Origin of the sequence: Nissabacter archeti (assembly GCF_018257325.1) — a bacterium.
Classification (GTDB): Bacteria; Pseudomonadota; Gammaproteobacteria; order Enterobacterales; family Enterobacteriaceae; genus Chimaeribacter; species Chimaeribacter arupi.
Genome location: NZ_JAERKB010000012.1, coordinates 92,318 through 111,075 on the forward strand (window position 1 = coordinate 92,318; position 18,758 = coordinate 111,075).

Annotated in this window: 17 protein-coding genes; 3 read left to right on the plus strand and 14 right to left on the minus strand. The window is 59.7% G+C overall.

All coding sequences use genetic code 11. The features are described 5' to 3' along the window. Nucleotides 1–52: 52 nt before the first annotated feature. The 10 genes from ispG to trmJ all read right to left on the minus strand — a co-directional run bounded on the left by ispG (nucleotide 53) and on the right by trmJ (nucleotide 10,159). The gene (ispG, locus tag JK232_RS17050) at nucleotides 53–1,174 is read right to left on the minus strand and encodes a flavodoxin-dependent (E)-4-hydroxy-3-methylbut-2-enyl-diphosphate synthase (RefSeq protein ID WP_072930238.1); all 1,122 of its coding nucleotides are present in this window, start codon (nucleotides 1,172–1,174) and stop codon (nucleotides 53–55) included. A 44-nt stretch (nucleotides 1,175–1,218) separates the two neighbouring features. Then, nucleotides 1,219–2,184, minus strand: a complete 966-nt coding sequence (gene rodZ / locus JK232_RS17055; protein ID WP_072930237.1) for a cytoskeleton protein RodZ — start codon at nucleotides 2,182–2,184, stop codon at nucleotides 1,219–1,221. After that, nucleotides 2,174–2,935: a type IV pilus biogenesis/stability protein PilW gene (pilW, locus tag JK232_RS17060; RefSeq protein WP_212589462.1), complete on the minus strand. Its 762-nt coding sequence runs from the start codon at nucleotides 2,933–2,935 to the stop codon at nucleotides 2,174–2,176. The genes rodZ and pilW overlap by 11 nt, the downstream gene beginning before the upstream one ends. A gap of 119 nt (nucleotides 2,936–3,054) precedes the next feature. Further along, nucleotides 3,055–4,251: a dual-specificity RNA methyltransferase RlmN gene (gene rlmN / locus JK232_RS17065; protein WP_101834581.1), complete on the minus strand. Its 1,197-nt coding sequence runs from the start codon at nucleotides 4,249–4,251 to the stop codon at nucleotides 3,055–3,057. A 209-nt stretch (nucleotides 4,252–4,460) separates the two neighbouring features. After that, on the minus strand, nucleotides 4,461–4,892 hold the full coding sequence (gene ndk, locus JK232_RS17070) for a nucleoside-diphosphate kinase (RefSeq protein WP_072930234.1): 432 nt from the start codon (nucleotides 4,890–4,892) through the stop codon (nucleotides 4,461–4,463). A 201-nt stretch (nucleotides 4,893–5,093) separates the two neighbouring features. Then, a complete protein-coding gene (gene sseB, locus JK232_RS17075) occupies nucleotides 5,094–5,924 on the minus strand; it encodes an enhanced serine sensitivity protein SseB (RefSeq protein ID WP_212589441.1) in 831 nt (276 codons plus the stop codon). 128 nt (nucleotides 5,925–6,052) lie between these two features. Next, nucleotides 6,053–7,339 (minus strand): aminopeptidase PepB, encoded by a 1,287-nt coding sequence (pepB, locus tag JK232_RS17080; protein WP_072930408.1) that lies wholly within the window; start codon nucleotides 7,337–7,339, stop codon nucleotides 6,053–6,055. A 208-nt stretch (nucleotides 7,340–7,547) separates the two neighbouring features. Beyond that, nucleotides 7,548–8,711: an IscS subfamily cysteine desulfurase gene (locus JK232_RS17085; protein WP_212589442.1), complete on the minus strand. Its 1,164-nt coding sequence runs from the start codon at nucleotides 8,709–8,711 to the stop codon at nucleotides 7,548–7,550. Between the two features lie 50 nt (nucleotides 8,712–8,761). After that, complete coding sequence (gene iscR / locus JK232_RS17090; RefSeq protein ID WP_072930229.1) at nucleotides 8,762–9,259, minus strand: Fe-S cluster assembly transcriptional regulator IscR; 498 nt, start codon at nucleotides 9,257–9,259, stop codon at nucleotides 8,762–8,764. Nucleotides 9,260–9,439: 180 nt separating this feature from the next. Continuing rightward, a complete protein-coding gene (gene trmJ / locus JK232_RS17095) occupies nucleotides 9,440–10,159 on the minus strand; it encodes a tRNA (cytosine(32)/uridine(32)-2'-O)-methyltransferase TrmJ (protein ID WP_072930228.1) in 720 nt (239 codons plus the stop codon). A gap of 119 nt (nucleotides 10,160–10,278) precedes the next feature. Here trmJ and suhB point away from each other — a divergent pair, with 119 nt between their 5' ends. Continuing rightward, nucleotides 10,279–11,082, plus strand: a complete 804-nt coding sequence (suhB, locus tag JK232_RS17100) for an inositol-1-monophosphatase (RefSeq protein ID WP_072930226.1) — start codon at nucleotides 10,279–10,281, stop codon at nucleotides 11,080–11,082. A gap of 188 nt (nucleotides 11,083–11,270) precedes the next feature. After that, a complete protein-coding gene (gene csiE, locus JK232_RS17105) occupies nucleotides 11,271–12,551 on the plus strand; it encodes a stationary phase inducible protein CsiE (RefSeq protein ID WP_101828703.1) in 1,281 nt (426 codons plus the stop codon). A gap of 6 nt (nucleotides 12,552–12,557) precedes the next feature. Here the strand turns inward: csiE and JK232_RS17110 are convergent, their stop codons facing one another. Together JK232_RS17110 and glyA are read right to left on the minus strand one after the other, a co-directional pair. Then, complete coding sequence (locus JK232_RS17110; protein ID WP_072930224.1) at nucleotides 12,558–13,703, minus strand: 3-phenylpropionate MFS transporter; 1,146 nt, start codon at nucleotides 13,701–13,703, stop codon at nucleotides 12,558–12,560. A 253-nt stretch (nucleotides 13,704–13,956) separates the two neighbouring features. After that, nucleotides 13,957–15,210 (minus strand): serine hydroxymethyltransferase, encoded by a 1,254-nt coding sequence (gene glyA / locus JK232_RS17115; RefSeq protein ID WP_072930222.1) that lies wholly within the window; start codon nucleotides 15,208–15,210, stop codon nucleotides 13,957–13,959. 333 nt (nucleotides 15,211–15,543) lie between these two features. Here glyA and hmpA point away from each other — a divergent pair, with 333 nt between their 5' ends. Then, nucleotides 15,544–16,737 (plus strand): NO-inducible flavohemoprotein, encoded by a 1,194-nt coding sequence (hmpA, locus tag JK232_RS17120; RefSeq protein ID WP_101828701.1) that lies wholly within the window; start codon nucleotides 15,544–15,546, stop codon nucleotides 16,735–16,737. 42 nt (nucleotides 16,738–16,779) lie between these two features. On the opposite strand, the gene glnB is transcribed toward hmpA, so the two are convergent. Both glnB and glrR read right to left on the minus strand, forming a co-directional pair. Then, nucleotides 16,780–17,118 (minus strand): nitrogen regulatory protein P-II, encoded by a 339-nt coding sequence (gene glnB, locus JK232_RS17125; RefSeq protein ID WP_072930217.1) that lies wholly within the window; start codon nucleotides 17,116–17,118, stop codon nucleotides 16,780–16,782. Between the two features lie 288 nt (nucleotides 17,119–17,406). Then, on the minus strand, nucleotides 17,407–18,747 hold the full coding sequence (gene glrR, locus JK232_RS17130) for a two-component system response regulator GlrR (RefSeq protein ID WP_072930215.1): 1,341 nt from the start codon (nucleotides 18,745–18,747) through the stop codon (nucleotides 17,407–17,409). Nucleotides 18,748–18,758: the final 11 nt, after the last annotated feature.

Below are 18,758 nucleotides of genomic sequence, written 5' to 3' on the forward strand. Positions count from 1 at the left end.
CCCTCAACGGGTTCAATAGAAAACGGGCCGCTATTGCAGCCCGCTACCGATGTCACTCTGTCTGCGTGTTGATCACGATACGTTTGCTTTCGTCCATCATCGCGGCTTTCGCGCGGATTTTGGCTTCCAGCTGATCGATCATCAGGTCGTTATCAAACCGGTCACGCTGGCGCACGCCGTCTTCATAGAAGCCGCTCTTGTTGTGGCCGCCGGTCACGCCCAGCGTCGACACCAGCGCCTCGCCCGGCCCGTTCACCACACAGCCGATGATCGAGACATCCATTGGCGTGATGATATCTTCCAGGCGCTGCTCCAGCGCGTTGACCGTGCCGATCACGTCGAACTCCTGGCGTGAGCAGGTCGGGCAGGCGATGAAGTTGATGCCGCGGGAACGGATGCGCAGGGACTTCAGGATATCGAAGCCCACTTTGATCTCTTCTACCGGATCGGCCGCCAGCGAGATGCGCAGCGTGTCGCCGATGCCCTCAGAGAGCAGCAGGCCGAGGCCGATGGCGGATTTCACCGCACCGGCACGGGCGCCGCCCGCTTCCGTGATGCCGAGGTGCAGCGGCTGCACGATCTGTTTCGCCAGCAGGCGGTAGGCTTCCACCGCCAGGAAGACGTCAGAGGCTTTTACGCTGACTTTGAACTGATCGAAGTTGAGGCGGTCCAGGATGTCCACATGGCGCATCGCAGACTCCAGCAACGCTTCCGGGGTCGGCTCACCATATTTTTCCTGGAGATCCCGTTCCAGCGAACCGCCATTGACGCCGATGCGGATAGGGATATTTTTGTCACGCGCGCAATCCACCACCGAGCGGATGCGGGATTCATTGCCGATGTTGCCGGGGTTAATGCGCAGGCAATCCACGCCGTATTCCGCCACTTTCAGCGCAATGCGGTAGTCAAAGTGAATGTCCGCCACCAGCGGCACGTTGACTTGTTGCTTGATCACTTTAAAGGCTTCGGCAGCATCCATCGTCGGCACGGAAACACGGACGATGTCCGCGCCCACACGTTCCAGCGACTTAATCTGATTGACCGTAGCCTCTACATCGGTGGTACGGGTGTTGGTCATCGATTGCACGGCAATCGGCGCGCCATCACCAATAGGCACCTTTCCGACGTAAATCCGCGTTGATTTGCGACGGTTTATGGGTGCTTGGTTATGCATGTCTTGCTCTCCATTGCTGCGGGCGCAGTGCGCCGGATGCCCTATTATTCAGCAGCCAGCGTAAGACGCGCAACACGGTTTGACTTAATGAACTGGCTGAGATCAACCGGCTTGCCCTGATACTGAATCTGGACGGCACGCGGTGCGCCAATTTTCAGTTTGAACGGTGCAGTCCCGTTCAGGTTCAGCGTACCGCCGCTTTTCTGAATGCCGCTGAACAGGGTTTTCCCGGTCGCGTCATTCACTTGCAGCCAGCAATCCGCATTAAAATTCATCACGATAGCCCCTGCGTCTGCCGGGGCAGCGGCCGGTGCGTCGGCCGGCGTCGTGACGGGTGCCGCAACCGGTGCCTGGGACGGTGACACCACCGTCGGGGCCGGAGCCTGGGCAACCGGCGCAGCAGGGGCCGCCGGGGTCACCGGGGCCGGTTGTGCCGCGGTGTTCGTCGCCTGGCTGTCAGGCGGCGTACCGGTGGTGCCGTCATTGCTGTTATCAGCCGGGGCGGCATCGTCACTGTTTCCCAGCGGGATGGATTGGGCATCGCCCTGAGAAAGCTGGGCAGAGGATTGATCCGCCATCGTGGCGATCTCCTGCTGCTGGGCCTGATGGTTCTGCCACCACCAGGCACCGGTCAGGCCGATGACCACAAAGACCACCAGCCAGGTGAACCCCATCAGCCAGCCATCGCGTTTTTTACGGGATTTCCCCAGCGAGAAGCTCTGCATCGGCGCCACTTTCGCGGCGCGGATCGGGGCCTGTTTGGCCATCAGCGGCAGCAACTCTTCTTCAGGAATGTGCACCAGCTTGGCATAAGAACGGATATAGCCGCGCAGGAAGGTCGAGGCCAGCCCCGGCGGCGCGGTATCTTCTTCGATATCACGTACCGTGGAGACTTTCAGGCACAGGCGTTCTGCAACGGCCTGCTGGCTCAGCCCCAGCTGTTCACGGGCTTGACGCAGGCGTTCGCCTGTCGTTTTGGAGATGTTTTCTTGAGAGGCTTCAGTATTCATTAGCGAGAAACTGCTGGTACTGTTTAGAGTGTGGAAAACTTCGCGCCAGCTGCCTGCCATAACGGTCTATCTTGTCCTGGCGGTCATCCAGCGCGGCGAAACGAATCTGTAACCATAAACTGTCGGCACTGGCCGGTAAAATATGCTGGTAGACATCCAGTAAAAGCTGCGCCTGGGCGCGTTTTCCTTCACTGAACTGCCGCTGGGCCTCTGCCAGCAGAGGCGCGCCCTTGTCCGGGTCATATTTCAGTGCCCGGCCCAGCAATACCCGTGCCTCATCGTCCTGATTTGCCTTAAGGAAACAATAGCCGGCATTCTCCAGGCTGTCTGCAACCTGCCCATAATCGGGCACCTGCGCGGCCGCGCTAAACTGCTGTTGTGCCGGTACATACTGCCCTAAACTACACAAGAACGCACCGTAATTATTCAACACCGTGCCATTTTGCGGGGCAAGTTGCAGGGCGCGCTGATAGCGTTGCTGCGCAGCCTCATTTTCCCCGACACGTTGCGCATACAGCGCCATCCCCAGTTGGGTACGGTAGTCCTGCGGCGCGGTTTGCTCCGCTTTTTCAAGGTTTTGCCGGGCGGCCGGCAAATTCCCCTGAGACAGGTAGCCCATCCCCAGTTGCAGGCGTGTATCCACCGACGCCGACGTGGCCGGCGCGGCCCCGTCCGGCCCTGAACCCGAGCAGCCTGCCAGCACGGCCGCCGCGATAATCGCAGAGAGCCAGTGCGGCGTGCTCCGCAACATTTTCAGCATCATGCGTTTCATTCCCTGGAACGCGGCGGCAGGCTGCCCTGCCCGTGCCGTTCCGATCTGAGAGAGGGAGGCGTAACGGCACAGCGCAGCGTCACGCCCTCAGGTCAGGTTCAGAGTGCTTTTACCGAAATCGGCTCCCCTGCCATTTTCTTCTTCAGGGTACGCTTGGTCCGGTCGATCACCTCACCCGCCAACTGGCCGCAGGCGGCGTCAATATCGTCACCGCGGGTCTTACGCACAATAGTCGTAAATCCATATTCCATCAACACTTTGGCAAAGCGATCAACGCGACTATTCGAGCTGCGTCCATAAGGTGCGCCCGGGAAGGGGTTCCACGGGATCAGGTTGATCTTGCACGGCGTGTCTTTCAGCACAGCGGCCAGCTCGTGGGCATGTTCGGTGCCGTCATTGACGTGGTCCAGCATCACGTACTCAATGGTGACGCGGCCCTGGTTGGCATTGGACTTCGCCAGGTAGCGGCGTACCGCGCTCAGGAAGGTCTCAATGTTGTACTTTTTATTGATCGGCACGATCTCGTCACGGATGGTGTCGTTCGGCGCATGCAGGGAGATAGCCAGCGCCACGTCGATCATGTCGCCCAGTTTGTCCAGTGCCGGTACAACACCGGACGTGGAGAGCGTCACGCGGCGTTTGGAGAGGCCGAAACCGAAATCATCCAGCATGATTTCCATCGCCGGGACGACGTTGGTCAGGTTGAGCAGCGGCTCGCCCATGCCCATCATGACCACGTTGGTGATCGGGCGCTGGCCGGTGACTTTCGCCGCGCCGATGATTTTGGCGGCACGCCAGACCTGGCCGATGATTTCTGACACGCGCAGGTTACGGTTGAAGCCCTGCTGTGCCGTAGAGCAGAATTTGCACTCGAGCGCGCAGCCTACCTGAGAGGAGACGCAGAGGGTCGCGCGATCCTCTTCCGGGATATAGACCGTCTCAACGCGTTGGTCGCCCACCAGAATCGCCCATTTGATGGTGCCGTCGGCGGAGCGTTGCTCATCCACCACTTCCGGTGCACGGATCTCTGCAATCGCCTGCAATTTGCCGCGCAGCACTTTGTTGATGTCGGTCATCTGCTCGAAATCATCGCAGCAGTAGTGGTACATCCACTTCATGACCTGGTCGGCGCGGAAGGGTTTCTCCCCCATCTTGGCGAAAAATTCGCGCATTTGCTGGCGGTTCAGATCGAGGAGGTTAATTTTTTCCACAGCCGGTTTTGCCGTTTGTACGGCGGGCGCAGAGGAGTGAGAAATTTCAGACACGGTTTGCCCAGAAGGAGTTGTTTCTAACATGGATGTCGCGGCCTCGTTGTTACACTTTTGGCTCAAAGGAAGTGCACCCGCCCGGTGGCGTGATGCGAAAACATGCGCCCCGAGAGAGCAGGCTCCTTCGGGGCGCAGTATTGTACAAATTTTAGGATAGCGATGCTATCGCGGAAAGCCTGCTGTCACGGTTTTATTGTTTCAGCAAATGAATCTTTCAGCTCGCTATCATTCACCAATTAACGGGTGCGCGGGCACAGCTCGTTTTCGGTGAAGAAGTACGCGATTTCGCGCTGTGCAGATTCAACCGCATCGGAACCGTGAACGGCGTTCTCGGTGAAGCTGTCTGCGTAGTCAGCACGCAGGGTACCGGCCAGGGCGTTGTCCGGGTTGGTTGCGCCCATGATGTCACGGTTGCGCTGAACGGCGTTTTCGCCTTCCAGAACCTGCATCATGATCGGGCCAGAGGTCATGAACTCAACCAGGCCGTCGAAGAACGGGCGGCCTTTGTGCTCAGCGTAGAAGCCTTCAGCCTGCTCACGGGTCAGGTGAACCATTTTAGCGGCAACGATTTTGAAACCAGCGGCTTCGAAACGGGCATAGATAGAACCAATGGCGTTTTTAGCCACTGCGTTCGGTTTGATCATGGAAAAAGTACGTTCGATAGTCATGTAAACCTCTGTCTGACGTCGTCCTGGGAGGCAGGCATAAATGGGCCCGCCGTGAAATGGCGCCGATTATAGGGGGCAAGTCGGCGCTTGCCTACCCGAAACACAACATTTGATTAAAATAACTTTAGCTAATTCCCTACTCTTTATGCACATATTTAGCAATTATTGCCCTATGTGCCGGCCGTGACTGCGCGCCTGCCCTCAGGCGATGCCGGAAGAAGGAATGATATTGCGTAACCAACTGCCCCAGCGGCGCTGGTAAAAGGCCTGGGTATGCTGAATCAGGTAATGGCTGATGCCGCGCTCTTTTTCATTGACCAGGCAGAAATCTACCGGTTCATCCTCTGCCAGCGCCTCACTGGCGACGCTGCCGGCTTCCTGAATCAGCTGTTCAACCTCCTGCTCCGACGCGCCGTCAATCTCCAGCCCCACCAGCAGGTTGGGCCGCTCATCGCTGTTTTTATCATGGATGAGCGCCAGGAAGGCACGGCGCACCGGTTTACGCTGGCTGAACAGTGTGGTGAGCGCGTCCACCATCGCCGCCGGGTAGTGTTCCGGCTGGCCGATCAGGAACTCGGTACCGGCTTCCAGCACCCGCTCCAGCGGTTTGCCTGCCGTGCCTTCCTGTAACAGCTGGCTCACCTCGTGCGGGGTGAACTCTTTGCCGTACTCATTTTTCGGGTTCAGGAACAGCTCCGCGCCTTCTGTCATCTCAAACAGCACCCGCACCGGCAACGCCATAAACGGCTGCTCGCGCTCCACCGCCCGTTGCAGGGCTGAGAGTGAACTGAAGAACGGCAATACGTTCGTGCCGTCCTGTTTTTCCCAGACCTGCAGGCTCAGCGGGCTGCCGGCCTCCAGCACCACGTCGCCCTCCGGGGCCTGATTGTCGGTCAGCACCAGCACGGTGGCTTCCATCAGCGCGCGGTAGAACGCCGGGCGTTGTGCCGGGTCACTGACGGCCTGCATCAGCAACTGCTCCAGTTCACGTCCCTGCGACATGTCCGCAGGGTCAAAAGACGATGTGCTCATACGTTACTCCCTCAACAAGCCGGAACGGCTTTGCCACAAGATAACACCACAAAAAGATGGATAAAAAAACGGGGCAGCCAGGCCGCCCCGTGATACCCGGTCACGTCATGCTGCTGACGTATTGCCGGTTACTGCGCCTTGCTCAGCAGCAAATTGGCCAGGGTACGGACGCCCAGCCCGGTCGCCCCGGCCGACCACTGATCCACCGCGCCTTTGCGGTAGGTGGCAGAACAGTCGATATGCAGCCAGCCCTGGCGGTAGTTCTGCACGAAGTGCGACAGGAACGCGGCGGCGGTGCTGGCCCCGGCAGTGTAGCTTGGGCCGGCCACGTTGTTCAGGTCAGCAAAGTTAGACGGCAACTGGCTGCGGTGGAACTCTGCCAGCGGCAGGCGCCAGAACGGCTCCTGCTCCTGCCCGGCACTCGCCAGCAGGTCAGCGGCCAACGCATCATCAAAGCTGAACAGCGCGTGGTAATCATTGCCCAGCGCGGTTTTGGCCGCGCCGGTCAGGGTCGCGCAGTCAATCAGCAGTTGCGGTTGCTGCTCCGAGGCGTCGATCAGGCCATCAGCCAGCACCAGCCGCCCTTCCGCATCGGTGTTCATCACTTCCACCGTTTTGCCGTTACGGTAGTGGATAATGTCGCCGAGTTTAAAGGCGTTGCCGCTGACCATGTTGTCTGCGCAGCAGAGGTAGAGCTTCACGCGCTGTGCCAGGCCGCGCGCCGCTGCCAGGGCCAGTGCGCCGGTTACGGTGGCCGCGCCGCCCATGTCAGATTTCATTGAGTCCATAAAGGCACTCTGTTTCAGGCTGTAGCCGCCGGTGTCAAAGGTGATGCCTTTCCCCACCAGGCAGGCGTAGACCGGCGCGTTCTCATCCCCGGTCGGGTTGTAGTCGAGCACCAGCAGCACCGGCGGTCGCTCAGAGCCGCGGCCGACAATATGCAGGCCGGCATAGTTCTGTTCGCGCAGGTCTTCCCCTTTGGTGATGCGGTAGGTCACGTGCTCGCCGCCGTACTGGCACAGCAGGTCAACCGCGCGGTGGGCCAGCGTTTCCGGCCCCAGATCTTCTGCCGGCATATTGATGGTGTCGCGTACCCAGTCAATGATGGTCAGGCGGCTCTCCAGCTCCTCGCGATCGGCCTGCTCAAGCTCAGCCCACTCGACACTGCGCTGGCCTTTCGGGCCACGGAAACCTTGCCAGAAGGCCCAGCTGTTCTCCAGATCCCAGCCTTCACCGGCCAGTTTCACCTTCTTGATCCCCTGCCCGTCAATCCGGCGTGCAGCGCGTTGAATCGAGACCAGCGTACCGGCATGAATCGTCATGCCCTCGTTGCGGGTGCTCAGCAGGGCATTGTCACCCCAGCGGGCGTCGGCGGGCTGGGATGAAAGGAAGATATGCATCGCGTCTGTTGTCATCGTGTCTGCGGTCATAACGAAACTCCCGATTGTTTTTTTCTTTGTCAGGGTAGGCCCGAACCGGGGCCTGTGCCGTGAAGCGGCGAGCCATAAACAAATCGGGCCACCTTATGGCAGCCCGTATGCTCTTCATTCTGCTTTATCTAACCAGACCCGGTGGGCCGCTGCCAGCAGTTTTTACCTGATAGGACAGGCAACCTGTGCCGTGTCAGGCCGCGCCGGAGAGACGGCGCAGGCGTTCAACCGATTTACGCACCAGCGCGACGGCGTAATCAATCTCATCCTCGGTGGTGAAACGCCCGGCGGAGAAACGCAGCGAGCTGTGCGCCAGTTCATCATTCAGCCCCAGCGCCCGCAGTACATAAGAGGGCTCCAGGCTGGCAGAGGTACAGGCGGAACCGGAGGAGAGCGCCAGATCCTTCAGCGCCATGATCAGGGATTCCCCGTCCACATGGCTGAAACTGACGTTCAGGATGTTCGGCACCCCATGCGCCAGCGAACCGTTGAGGCTGACGCCGTCAATCTCGCTCAACCCCTGCCACAGGCGGTCGCGCAGGCGGTGCAGGCGCTCACTTTCAGCCGCCATCTCCATGTTGGCGATGCGGTAGGCTTCGCCCATGCCGACAATCTGGTGCACCGGCAGGGTGCCGGAACGCATACCGCGCTCATGGCCGCCGCCGTGGATCTGGGCTTCAATACGGACGCGCGGTTTGCGGCGCACGTAGAGGCCGCCGATGCCTTTCGGGCCGTAAATTTTATGGCCGGAGAACGACATCAGGTCAATCCTGAGTTCATTCAGGTCAACCGGCAGTTTGCCGACGCTCTGGGTGGCATCCACATGGAAAAGGATGCCCCGGCTGTGGCACAGCTCCCCGATGGCCGCGACATCCTGCACCACGCCAATCTCATTGTTGACGTGCATGATGGATACCAGCAGGGTGTCGTCACGCATGGCGGCAGCCAGGTCAGCCAGGTCAATCAGGCCGTTGCGTTGCGGCGTCAGGTAGGTGACGTCGAACCCTTCCTGCTCCAGTTGCCGGCAGGTATCCAGCACCGCTTTATGCTCGGTCACGCTGGTGATGATGCGCCGCCCTTTTTCCTGATTCGCATGGGCTGCGCCCTTGATCGCCAGGTTGTTGGATTCGGTGGCACCGGAGGTAAAGACGATCTCACGCGGATCGGCACCAATCAGTTCGGCAACGTTATTCCGGGCGACATCCACTGCCTCTTCCGCCTGCCAGCCAAAACGGTGCGAGCGGGAGGCAGGGTTACCGAAAGTACCGTCCAGGGTCAGACACTGCATCATCTTTTCAGCCACACGCGGGTCAACCGGCGTGGTGGCCGCATAATCCAGATAAATCGGTAATTTCATGACTCTTCAACTCCGTACATCACATAAAACGTCAGTGTAACGCGTCCGGCTTACGAACGCAGATTTACATTGATCGCTTCTTGCGGACGCCCGGCAGGCGTCAGACGGCGGGTTTCATGGTTCTGACGGTCAGCCACGTCCAGCACTTCCTGGTTGTTCACCAGTTCAGCCAGCGTGATGTTGTTCAGGAAGCCGCTGATACGCTCACTCAGGTCGCGCCACAGGGTGTGGGTCAGGCAGCGGTCGCCGCCCTGGCAGCCTTCTTTGCCCTGGCAACGGGTCGCGTCAATGGATTCGTCTACGGCGGTGATCACCGCGCCCACGGCGATTTCTGCCACGTCTTTGCCCAGCAGGTAACCACCGCCCGGACCGCGTACACTGGCCACCAGGCCATTTTTACGCAGGCGGGAGAACAGCTGCTCCAGGTAGGAGAGCGAAATGCCCTGACGTTCAGAAATATCGGCTAACGGAACCGGCCCGTCCTGGGAGTGTAATGCTACGTCCAGCATAGCGGTGACTGCGTAACGACCCTTTGAAGTCAGTCTCATGGCGAATATTACCTGTAAATAAGGGGGGTGAAATATGGCCAAGAGTCTGCCATTCCCGAGTATTTCAGTCAACTATTTACCTGAGTGAAACAGTCAGGTATTAAAGGCGAAACAGCATTTCAGGCAGGGATGGAAACAGCAAGCCCGTTGAATGCGTTACTTTTCAACGGGCTGGAAGGATTACTGCTTTTTCTCGATAGACGTCAGGATACCGCGCAGGATGTTCAGCTCCTGGGTTTCCGGCCGCGCGCGGGTAAACAGGCGGCGCAAACGGCTCATTATCTGACCCGGATGCTGCGGGCGGATAAAGCCGGTCTGCAACAGCACCTGTTCCAGATGGCCGTAAAAACGCTCCAGATCGTCCACCAGCGGGTAGGCCTCTTCCGGGGCGGCGTCCTGGCCGTTTTCCTGCCGGTCGAGCCAGGCCACGCGGACTTCATAAGCAATCAGCTGTACCGCCATCGCCAGGTTCAGCGAGCTGTATTCCGGGTTGGCCGGGATACAGACGTGGTAGTGACATTTCTGAAGTTCTTCATTGGTGAGGCCCACGCGCTCACGGCCGAACACCAGCGCCACCGGGGCGCTTTCGGCAGTCTGAGCGCATTTCACGCCACATTCACGCGGCTCCAGCATCGGCCACGGCAGGGTGCGTGAGCGGGCGCTGGTGCCGACCACCAGACTGCAACCGGCCAGCGCCTCGTCCAGGGTGTCGACAATGGTCGCGTTACCGATGACATCACTGGCACCGGCGGCCAGGGAGATGGCCTGCGAGTCGGGCTTCACCAGCGGGTTCACCAGATAGAGGTTGGTGAGGCCCATGGTTTTCATGGCACGGGCGGTAGAGCCCATGTTACCGGTATGAGAAGTTTCAACCAGGACAATGCGGATATTGTGCAGCATACGAACTCTGAAGGTTGCGGAAAATCGGCCCATGCTAACACAACCGTAGGTATTTTTCAGAAGCCCTGCTATACTGCGCGCCGTTTCCCGTTCTTTAACATCCTAGTTGGAAGATACCCATGCATCCGATGCTCACCATCGCCGTGCGCGCTGCGCGTAAGGCCGGTAACCTGATTGCCAAAAACTACGAAACCCCGGACGCTGTCGAAGCGAGCCAGAAAGGCACCAATGACTTTGTTACTAACGTTGATCGTGACGCTGAGCACCTGATTATCGACGTGATCCGCCGTTCTTACCCCCAGCACACCATCATCTCTGAAGAGTGCGGTGAACTGGCCGGCGAAGACCAGGATGTACAATGGATTATCGACCCACTGGATGGCACCACCAACTTCATCAAACGTCTGCCGCACTTCGCGGTCTCCATTGCCGTACGCATCAAAGGCCGTACTGAAGTGGCGGTGGTTTATGACCCAATGCGCAATGAACTGTTCACGGCAACCCGCGGTCAGGGTGCTCAGCTGAACGGCTACCGCCTGCGCGGCGGCAACGCCCGCGATCTGGACGGCACCATTCTGGCCACCGGCTTCCCGTACAAACTGAAACAGCACGCCACCCCGTACATCAACGTGGTCGGCAAGCTCTTTACCCAGTGCGCAGACTTCCGCCGCACCGGTTCCGCCGCGCTGGATCTGGCCTATGTGGCTGCCGGCCGCGTGGACGGTTTCTTTGAGATTGGCCTGAAGCCGTGGGATTTCGCCGGCGGTGAGCTGCTGGTGCGTGAAGCGGGCGGCATCGTGACTGACTTCATGGGCGGCCACAACCATTTCAACTCCGGCAATATCGTGGCCGGTAACCCGCGTGTGGTGAAATCGCTGCTGAGCACCATGCGTGAAGAGCTGAGCGAAGCGCTGAAACGTTAATTTATCTGGACAAATTTTGTGATGCCGCCCTCAGGGGCGGCATTTTTTTTGCCTGCGGTGCCTGGCGGCCCGTCAATAAATGTGATGGCGCTTCAAAGCCGGAGCAAAAAACAGCGCCCCCGGCGCGGCCTTACGGCCCCTTTGCTATGCTTACTCCTCCACACTAAAGCAATCGTCAGAAGGTGTTCATGAGCCTGGCCACGTCCTCTGCGCCTGAGCTCTCCGGTCAACAACGGCGCTGCCATATCGTCCTGATGTTGTATGCGCTCTCCCCTGCGGTGCGCCTGGAGAAGATCAGCCAAATCAATGGGGTTGACCTTTCAACAACCCGGCTGGATGTGGCCGCGGTTGCCGCGGAGATCCAGCGCTTCCACCATCTGGATCTCATCCTTGATGAGGCCGGAACCTGCCGCATTACCGGCACCTCACTTAACCAGCGTTTATGCTTTTTCCACTGGTTACGGCGCGCCCTGCGTATTTCCCCCGATTTCACCACCCAGCAGGCCGCCCTCGCCCTGCATCAGGGCATGGCGGCGTTTCATCAGGCCGGGGCCGAAGAGACCGACCGGGTGTTGCATACCCTGATTGAGCAGGCGGAAGTCCGGCTGCGACGCCCGGTAAATGACCGTGACCGGCACTTTCTCTGCCTGTTTATCAAATATTGCCTGAACTGCCACCACCAGCTCTGCCACCCCGGTTTTACCCCCCCTCAGCTGACATGGCTGCGGCAGAAAAGTGAGTGTGATGCGGCGGGCTACCTGGCCGCAGCGCTGGCTGAGCGCTTTGCCCTGCCCCCGTGTGAGGCGGAGCGCGATTTCCTGACACTGCTGTTTACCCTGCTGAAAACCCACAGCTATGACAGCAGCGACTCGCCGGAAGACCAGCACTTGCAGGAGCAGGTTCACCGGCTGATTGGCCGTTTCCAGCAGATTGCCGGCATGAGCTTCAGCAGCCGCGAGGGGCTGGCCGGCCAGTTGTTTACCCATCTGGGGGCGGCTATCGAGCGTTGCCGGTTTGACATCGGCATCGATCACACCTTGCTTGAAGAGGTCACGCGCATGTACCCCCGGCTGATGCGCACCACACTGGAAGCGCTGGAGGAATTTGAAGCCGCGTATGACCTGCGTCTTTCGCCGGAGGAAGTGGGGTTAATTACCATCTGTTTCGGGGCCTGGCTGATGCACGGCAGTGCATTGCAGGAGAAGCAGGTACTGTTGCTGACCAACGGCAATCCGGAGCTGGAAACGGCGGTGGAACAGCACATCCGTGACGCGACCCTGTTGCCGCTCTCCGTGAAGTACCTGCCGCTTTCGCATTTCCTGCGCCAGGGGCCGCCGCAGGGGGTGACGCTGGTGGTCACCCCCTACCCGGCCGATGAACCGGCAATTACCATGCCGATCCTGCATGTGGAACTGCCGCTGGAAAAGGCGCAGCGGATGCAGATCCGCGCCCTGTTGGAAAGCCCCTGACGCGGCTTACCGGCCTGCGGGCTGCACCTTCGGCCGCAAGAAGATGGCCGGCAGCGCCACCAGCGCCATCACCCAGAACACCTGCTGGTGAATATGCTGGAACAGGAAACCGGCCAGCACCGTCATTACCGCAATCCCGCCGCCCATCGCCAGTGCTGAATAAGCGGCTTGCAGGCGGATCACTTCACGCGGGTCACGCGCAGAGATAAAGCGCATCGCCGCCAGGTGGCACACCGTAAAACTGCCGCAGTGCAGAAGCTGCATCACCACCAGCCACGGCAGGCCAATAAAGCTGCCCATCAGCGCCCAGCGCACCACCCCGCAACAGGCGGAAAGCAGCAACAGGTGTCGGGCGCTCCAGCGGGAGAACAACTGGCGGCTGAAGGTGAATACCAGCACCTCCGCCACTACCCCGAGTGACCAGAGATAGCCCACTACCGAGGCCGGGTACCCCGCCTCCTGCCAGTACAACGCGCTGAAGCTGTAATAGCCCGCGTGCGCCGCCTGTAACAGCGTCACGCACAGCAGGAACTGGCGTACCGGCGGCTGGCGCAGCAACTCCCGCCACGGGATTGCCCCACGCTCTGCGGCCTGGGCGTCAGCTTTCGGCGGCACGGCCGGGCGCAGCAGCATCCCGAGCAGCATCGCCGCCAGCCCGGCCGTCAGGGCTGACAGAATGGCACCATGCCCGAACACAGCAATCATTTTGCCGGTAAACGCCGAGCCAATCACAAATGCCAGCGATCCCCAGACCCGCACTTTGCCGTAGTCCAGGGCGATTTGCCGCTGCCAGGTGGCCGCCAGCGCGTCACTCATCGGCACCAGCGGGCCGAAAAAGAGGTTGAAACCGGCCATCACCAGCATCAGCCAGGCCCAGCTGCTGCCAAACCAGAATCCCACACAACAGGCCAGCGCCAGCAGGGCAATCAGGCGCAACGCCGCCACCAGCTGGGACGCCTCTTTCACTGCCGGGGCCAGCAGCAGCGTGCCGGAGAAGCGGGCTACCATCCCGATGCCGAGCAACAGCCCGATGGCTTGGGCATCCAGCCCCTCGCCTTTCAGCCAGGTAGCAAAAAACGGCAAAAAGATGCCGTAAGCGAAGAAATAGGTGAAGTAGCTGAGCCCCAGCCAGTACGAGGATGGCAAAACCATGGTATCTCCGATAACAGGCAGAGCCGGTCAACGCCGCGCTGCCTTGCGCCGGGCACATCAGCACCCGTTCCTGTTGGTGAGCGGCCACGCCCGGTGGTCAGCCGCGCATGGGCTGCACCGGAGTATAGGCAAAAAAGGCCGTCCGAAAAATGTCCGGGTGAAAAAGTCCGGGCGAAAAAAAGGTACTGCCGGGCAGTACCTTTTCTGTCAGTGCATGAGCGTGCAGGCAGGGCCTGCTCCGGTCAGCGGGCGGTTATGCGTAAACCGGCAGGCGGGCGCAGATGGCCAGCACTTTCTGTTTCACACGTTCAATGGTGGCTTCATCATTGATGTTGTCCAGCACATCACAGATCCAGCCGGCCAGTTCGCGCACGTCATCTTCATTGAAGCCGCGGCGGGTCACTGCCGGGGTACCGATGCGGATGCCGGAGGTCACGAACGGGCTTTTCGGATCGTTCGGCACGCTGTTTTTGTTCACGGTAATGTTGGCGCGGCCCAGGGCGGCATCCGCTTCTTTACCGGTCAGGTTTTTGTCCACCAGATCCATCAGGAACAGGTGGTTTTCCGTGCCGCCGGACACCACTTTATAGCCACGCGCCAGTACCACTTCCACCATCGCTTTGGCGTTTTTGGCGACCTGCTGCTGGTAAGTTTTGAACTCAGGCTCCATCGCTTCTTTCAGTGCCACCGCTTTACCGGCAATCACATGCATCAGCGGGCCGCCCTGGCCGCCGGGGAACACAGCGGAGTTCAGCTTCTTGTACAGATCCTCATCACCGCCTTTCGCCAGGATCAGGCCGCCGCGCGGGCCTGCCAGGGTTTTATGGGTGGTGGTGGTCACGATATGGGCATGAGGCACCGGGTTCGGGTAGACACCGGCGGCCACCAGGCCTGCCACGTGCGCCATGTCCACAAACAGGTACGCGCCGATGCTGTCGGCAATCTCACGCATTTTTGCCCAGTCAACGGTACCGGAGTAGGCTGAGAAACCGCCGATGATCATTTTCGGCTGGTGCGCCTGCGCCTGACGGGCCAGATCGTCATAGTCGATTTTGCCGGTCTCATCGATGCCGTAAGGCACCACGTTATAGAGTTTGCCGGACAGGTTAACCGGGGAGCCGTGGGTCAGGTGGCCGCCGTGGGCCAGGTTCATCCCGAGGATGGTGTCACCCGGTTGCAGCAACGCCGTGTAAACCGCGAAGTTAGCCTGGGAGCCGGAGTGCGGCTGGACGTTGGCGTAGTCTGCGCCGAACAGGGCTTTGGCACGGTCGATCGCCAGTTGCTCAACGATGTCGACATACTCGCAGCCGCCGTAGTAGCGTTTGCCCGGATAGCCTTCAGCGTATTTGTTGGTCAGCTGAGAACCTTGTGCCTGCATCACACGCGGACTGGTGTAGTTTTCAGAGGCAATCAGTTCAATATGTTCTTCCTGACGCACGACTTCCTGCTCCATTGCCTGCCACAGCTCGGCATCATAATCGGCAATGTTCATTTCACGCTTTAACATCTGCTTCTCCTGACTCACACGCAATTAAACGACCCCCAACGGGATATGCGGCACAGTGTAAACTGTTTTTGCCTGCGGCCATAGGGTTGCGGCCAGCTTTTTACGCAAACGGTTGGCTTCCCGCCCGGCAAGGCTTTCCCCATTAACTTCTCACTAAATCTCACCGGCTGTTCTCTCGGTAATAAAGCAAATTTTTCACCTTTGGAAGCCATCTCTCATTATTACAAAACCTTAACAAATCAACGGCTATTTACAAGCGATCGGCCGCGCTATAAGATGCATTTAAAATACATCATTTATAATTCTGACGCCGCGCGTCTTCAGGAGCACCTCATGCTTGATACCACCACCATCGCCACCATCAAATCGACCATTCCTGCTCTGGTGGCGACCGGCCCCGCCCTCACCGCCCACTTTTATGACCGTATGCTGGGCCGCCACCCTGAGCTGAAACATGTGTTCAACATGAGCCACCAGATGAAAGGTGATCAGCGTGAGGCACTGTTTAATGCCATTTGTGCCTATGCGGCCAACATTGAAAACCTGCCGGCTATCCTGCCGGCGGTGGAGAAGATTGCGCAGAAACATACCAGCCTGAACATCCGCCCGGAGCAGTACGCGATTGTGGGTGAGAACCTGCTGGCGACGCTGGATGAGTTGCTCAGCCCCGGCCAGGAGGTGCTGGATGCCTGGGGCAAAGCCTATGGGGTACTGGCCGACGTCTTTATCCAGCGTGAAAGCCAGATCTACCAGCAGACTGCGGCCAAACGCGGCGGCTGGGAAGGGGTGCGGGCGTTCCGCATTGTGGCAAAAACGCCGCAGAGCGAGGTGATAAGCAGCATTGAACTGGCACCGGTAGATGGCCAACCGGTCGCCGATTACCAGCCGGGGCAGTACATTTCGGTTTATATCCGGGATGAAGCCTTTAACGAATACCAGCAGATCCGCCAGTACTCGCTGACGCAAAGCCCGAATGGCCGCAGCTACCGGATCGCAGTCAAACGTGAGGGTGGCGGTAAAGCCTCCAACTACCTGCATGATGTGGCGCAGGTCGGCACCGTGGTTAACCTGGCGGCACCGCACGGCGATTTCTTTATGGACGTGACGCCGGAAACGCCGGTGGCGCTGATCTCCGCCGGGGTGGGCCAGACCCCGATGCTGGCCATGCTGCACACGCTGCATGAGACGCAGCACCGCGCGCCGGTCTGGTGGCTCCATGCCGCGGAAAATGGCCGTGTCCATGCGTTCGCGCAGGAAGTGGCGGATATCGCCGCGAACATGCCGGGTTTACACCGCCATATCTGGTATCGCGTCCCGGCTGAGGGGGATGTACAGGGTGAAGGGTATGACACAGAAGGGGTGATGGATCTGGCGCCGCTGGCCGGGACCCTGCGCAATCCGGCGTTGCACATCTACCTGTGCGGCCCGGTGGCCTTTATGCAGTTCGCCGCACGCCAGCTGCTGGAGATGGGCGTCAGCACCGATCGCCTGCACTATGAGGTGTTCGGCCCGCATAAAGTGGTTTGATAAAGCGCGGGCGGGAGCCATCCCGCCCGGTGACGGGAGGCGTCAGATCGCCTCTTCGTCCTCTTCGCCGGTACGGATACGCACCACACGCAGCACATCAAACACAAAGATTTTCCCGTCACCGATTTTACCGGTCTGCGCGGTCTTCATGATGGTTTCGACACAGGTATCCACGATGTCGTCAGCCACCACAATCTCAATTTTCACCTTCGGCAGGAAATCCACCATATATTCCGCGCCACGGTAGAGTTCAGTGTGGCCTTTCTGGCGGCCAAACCCTTTCACTTCCGTCACCGTCATGCCGGTGATCCCGACTTCAGCCAGCGCCTCACGGACATCATCCAGCTTGAATGGCTTAATAATCGCGTCAATTTTTTTCATGGCGAACCCTTTCTTTTACATAATATGCGGCTAAAGCCGGAGGTTGTCGTCTGGCGCCGCGCCCTGTTGCGACAGGCCGGACATGTCCGGCTGCGAAGAGCAAAGACCTGTGGCTGTGAAAGCCGGCGTCCTGATGGCGGCATCTCTTATGGGGTGCTGCCGGGCTTCAAGTATGGCATCTGCCCGGTATCCTGCCCCGCCATGTGCCCAGTGACGGGCAACAGGCTTGCGAGTGTAAAGCATTCCGGCCAGTTTGTTTAGCCGCAACGCCCTGCACCGCACGTGCATTTACTCTTTAAAGTCATTGGCATCCAGCTCGTGGCGCGACAGCAGCTTGTAGAACTCGGTGCGGTTGCGCCCCGCCATCCGTGCGGCCTGGGTGACATTGCCCTTGGCGATTTGCAGCAACTTGCGCAGATAGTGCAGCTCGAACTGGTTGCGCGCCTCCGCGAAGGTCGGCAACACGGTGTTCTCCCCTTCCAGCGCCTGCTCCACCAGCGCATCGCTGATCACCGGGGCGGTGGTCAGCGCCACACACTGCTCTATCACGTTGACCAACTGGCGCACGTTGCCCGGCCAGCCGGCGGCCATCAGCCGCCGCATCGCATCCGCGGAGAAGCTGCGCACAAAGGGTTTATGCCGGGTTGCCGCCTCGCGCAGCAGGTGATTGGCCAGCAGCGGGATATCCTCCGGCCGCTCATTCAGCGCAGGCAATTTAAGGTTAACCACATTCAGCCGGTAGAAGAGATCTTCACGGAACTCGCCCTTGGCCATCACTTTCGGCAGGTCACGGTGGGTGGCGGAGATAATCCGCACATTCACGTCCAGATCCCGGTTGCTGCCGAGCGGGCGCACTTTGCGCTCCTGCAATACCCGCAGCAATTTGACCTGGAGCGACAGCGGCATGTCGCCAATCTCGTCGAGAAACAGCGTGCCGCCCTCGGCGGCCTGGAACAGCCCTTCCCGCTGGCTGACCGCGCCGGTAAAGGCGCCTTTGGCGTGGCCGAACAGTTCAGACTCCAGCAATTGCTCCGGCAGCGCCCCACAGTTAATGGCGATAAACGCATTTTTCGCGCGCGGGCTGGCCGCGTGGATCGCCTGTGCCAGCACCTCTTTGCCGGTGCCGCTCTGGCCGTTAATCAGCACGCTGACATCCGATTGCGCCACCATTCTAGCCTGCTCCAGCAGGCGCAGCATCAGCGGGCTGCGGGTCACGATCGCCTCCCGCCAGCGCTCATCGGTGGCGGAAGCGGTGGTCAGCGCCAGCGCCTCATCAATCGCTTTGTAGAGCGCATCGCGGTCCACCGGTTTGGTGAGGAAGCTGAACACGCCCTGCTGGGTGGCGGCCACCGCATCCGGGATCGAGCCGTGGGCGGTGAGGATAATCACCGGCATCCCGGGCTGGTGTTTCTGGATCTCCGCGAACAGCGCCAGGCCGTCCATTTCATCCATCCGCAGGTCGCTTATCACCAGATCAATCTTGTCACGCGCCAGCAGCCGCAGCGCCTCCTGGCCGCTTCCGGCGGTGGTGACGCTGAAGCCCTCACTGGTGAGGCGCATCCCCAGCAGTTTCAGCAGGCTGGGGTCATCATCGACCAGTAACAGATTGGCGGGTTTGCGTTGGGTCATCTCCCTGACGC

Bases quoted from the DNA above. Each gene is read 5' to 3' on its own strand.
- ispG (WP_072930238.1), bottom strand. From the start codon at position 1,174: ATGCATAACCAAGCACCCATAAACCGTCGCAAATCAACGCGGATTTAC.
- rodZ (WP_072930237.1), bottom strand. From the start codon at position 2,184: ATGAATACTGAAGCCTCTCAAGAAAACATCTCCAAAACGACAGGCGAA.
- pilW (WP_212589462.1), bottom strand. From the start codon at position 2,935: ATGTTGCGGAGCACGCCGCACTGGCTCTCTGCGATTATCGCGGCGGCC.
- rlmN (WP_101834581.1), bottom strand. From the start codon at position 4,251: ATGTTAGAAACAACTCCTTCTGGGCAAACCGTGTCTGAAATTTCTCAC.
- ndk (WP_072930234.1), bottom strand. From the start codon at position 4,892: ATGACTATCGAACGTACTTTTTCCATGATCAAACCGAACGCAGTGGCT.
- sseB (WP_212589441.1), bottom strand. From the start codon at position 5,924: ATGAGCACATCGTCTTTTGACCCTGCGGACATGTCGCAGGGACGTGAA.
- pepB (WP_072930408.1), bottom strand. From the start codon at position 7,339: ATGACAACAGACGCGATGCATATCTTCCTTTCATCCCAGCCCGCCGAC.
- JK232_RS17085 (WP_212589442.1), bottom strand. From the start codon at position 8,711: ATGAAATTACCGATTTATCTGGATTATGCGGCCACCACGCCGGTTGAC.
- iscR (WP_072930229.1), bottom strand. From the start codon at position 9,259: ATGAGACTGACTTCAAAGGGTCGTTACGCAGTCACCGCTATGCTGGAC.
- trmJ (WP_072930228.1), bottom strand. From the start codon at position 10,159: ATGCTGCACAATATCCGCATTGTCCTGGTTGAAACTTCTCATACCGGT.
- suhB (WP_072930226.1), top strand. From the start codon at position 10,279: ATGCATCCGATGCTCACCATCGCCGTGCGCGCTGCGCGTAAGGCCGGT.
- csiE (WP_101828703.1), top strand. From the start codon at position 11,271: ATGAGCCTGGCCACGTCCTCTGCGCCTGAGCTCTCCGGTCAACAACGG.
- JK232_RS17110 (WP_072930224.1), bottom strand. From the start codon at position 13,703: ATGGTTTTGCCATCCTCGTACTGGCTGGGGCTCAGCTACTTCACCTAT.
- glyA (WP_072930222.1), bottom strand. From the start codon at position 15,210: ATGTTAAAGCGTGAAATGAACATTGCCGATTATGATGCCGAGCTGTGG.
- hmpA (WP_101828701.1), top strand. From the start codon at position 15,544: ATGCTTGATACCACCACCATCGCCACCATCAAATCGACCATTCCTGCT.
- glnB (WP_072930217.1), bottom strand. From the start codon at position 17,118: ATGAAAAAAATTGACGCGATTATTAAGCCATTCAAGCTGGATGATGTC.
- glrR (WP_072930215.1), bottom strand. From the start codon at position 18,747: ATGACCCAACGCAAACCCGCCAATCTGTTACTGGTCGATGATGACCCC.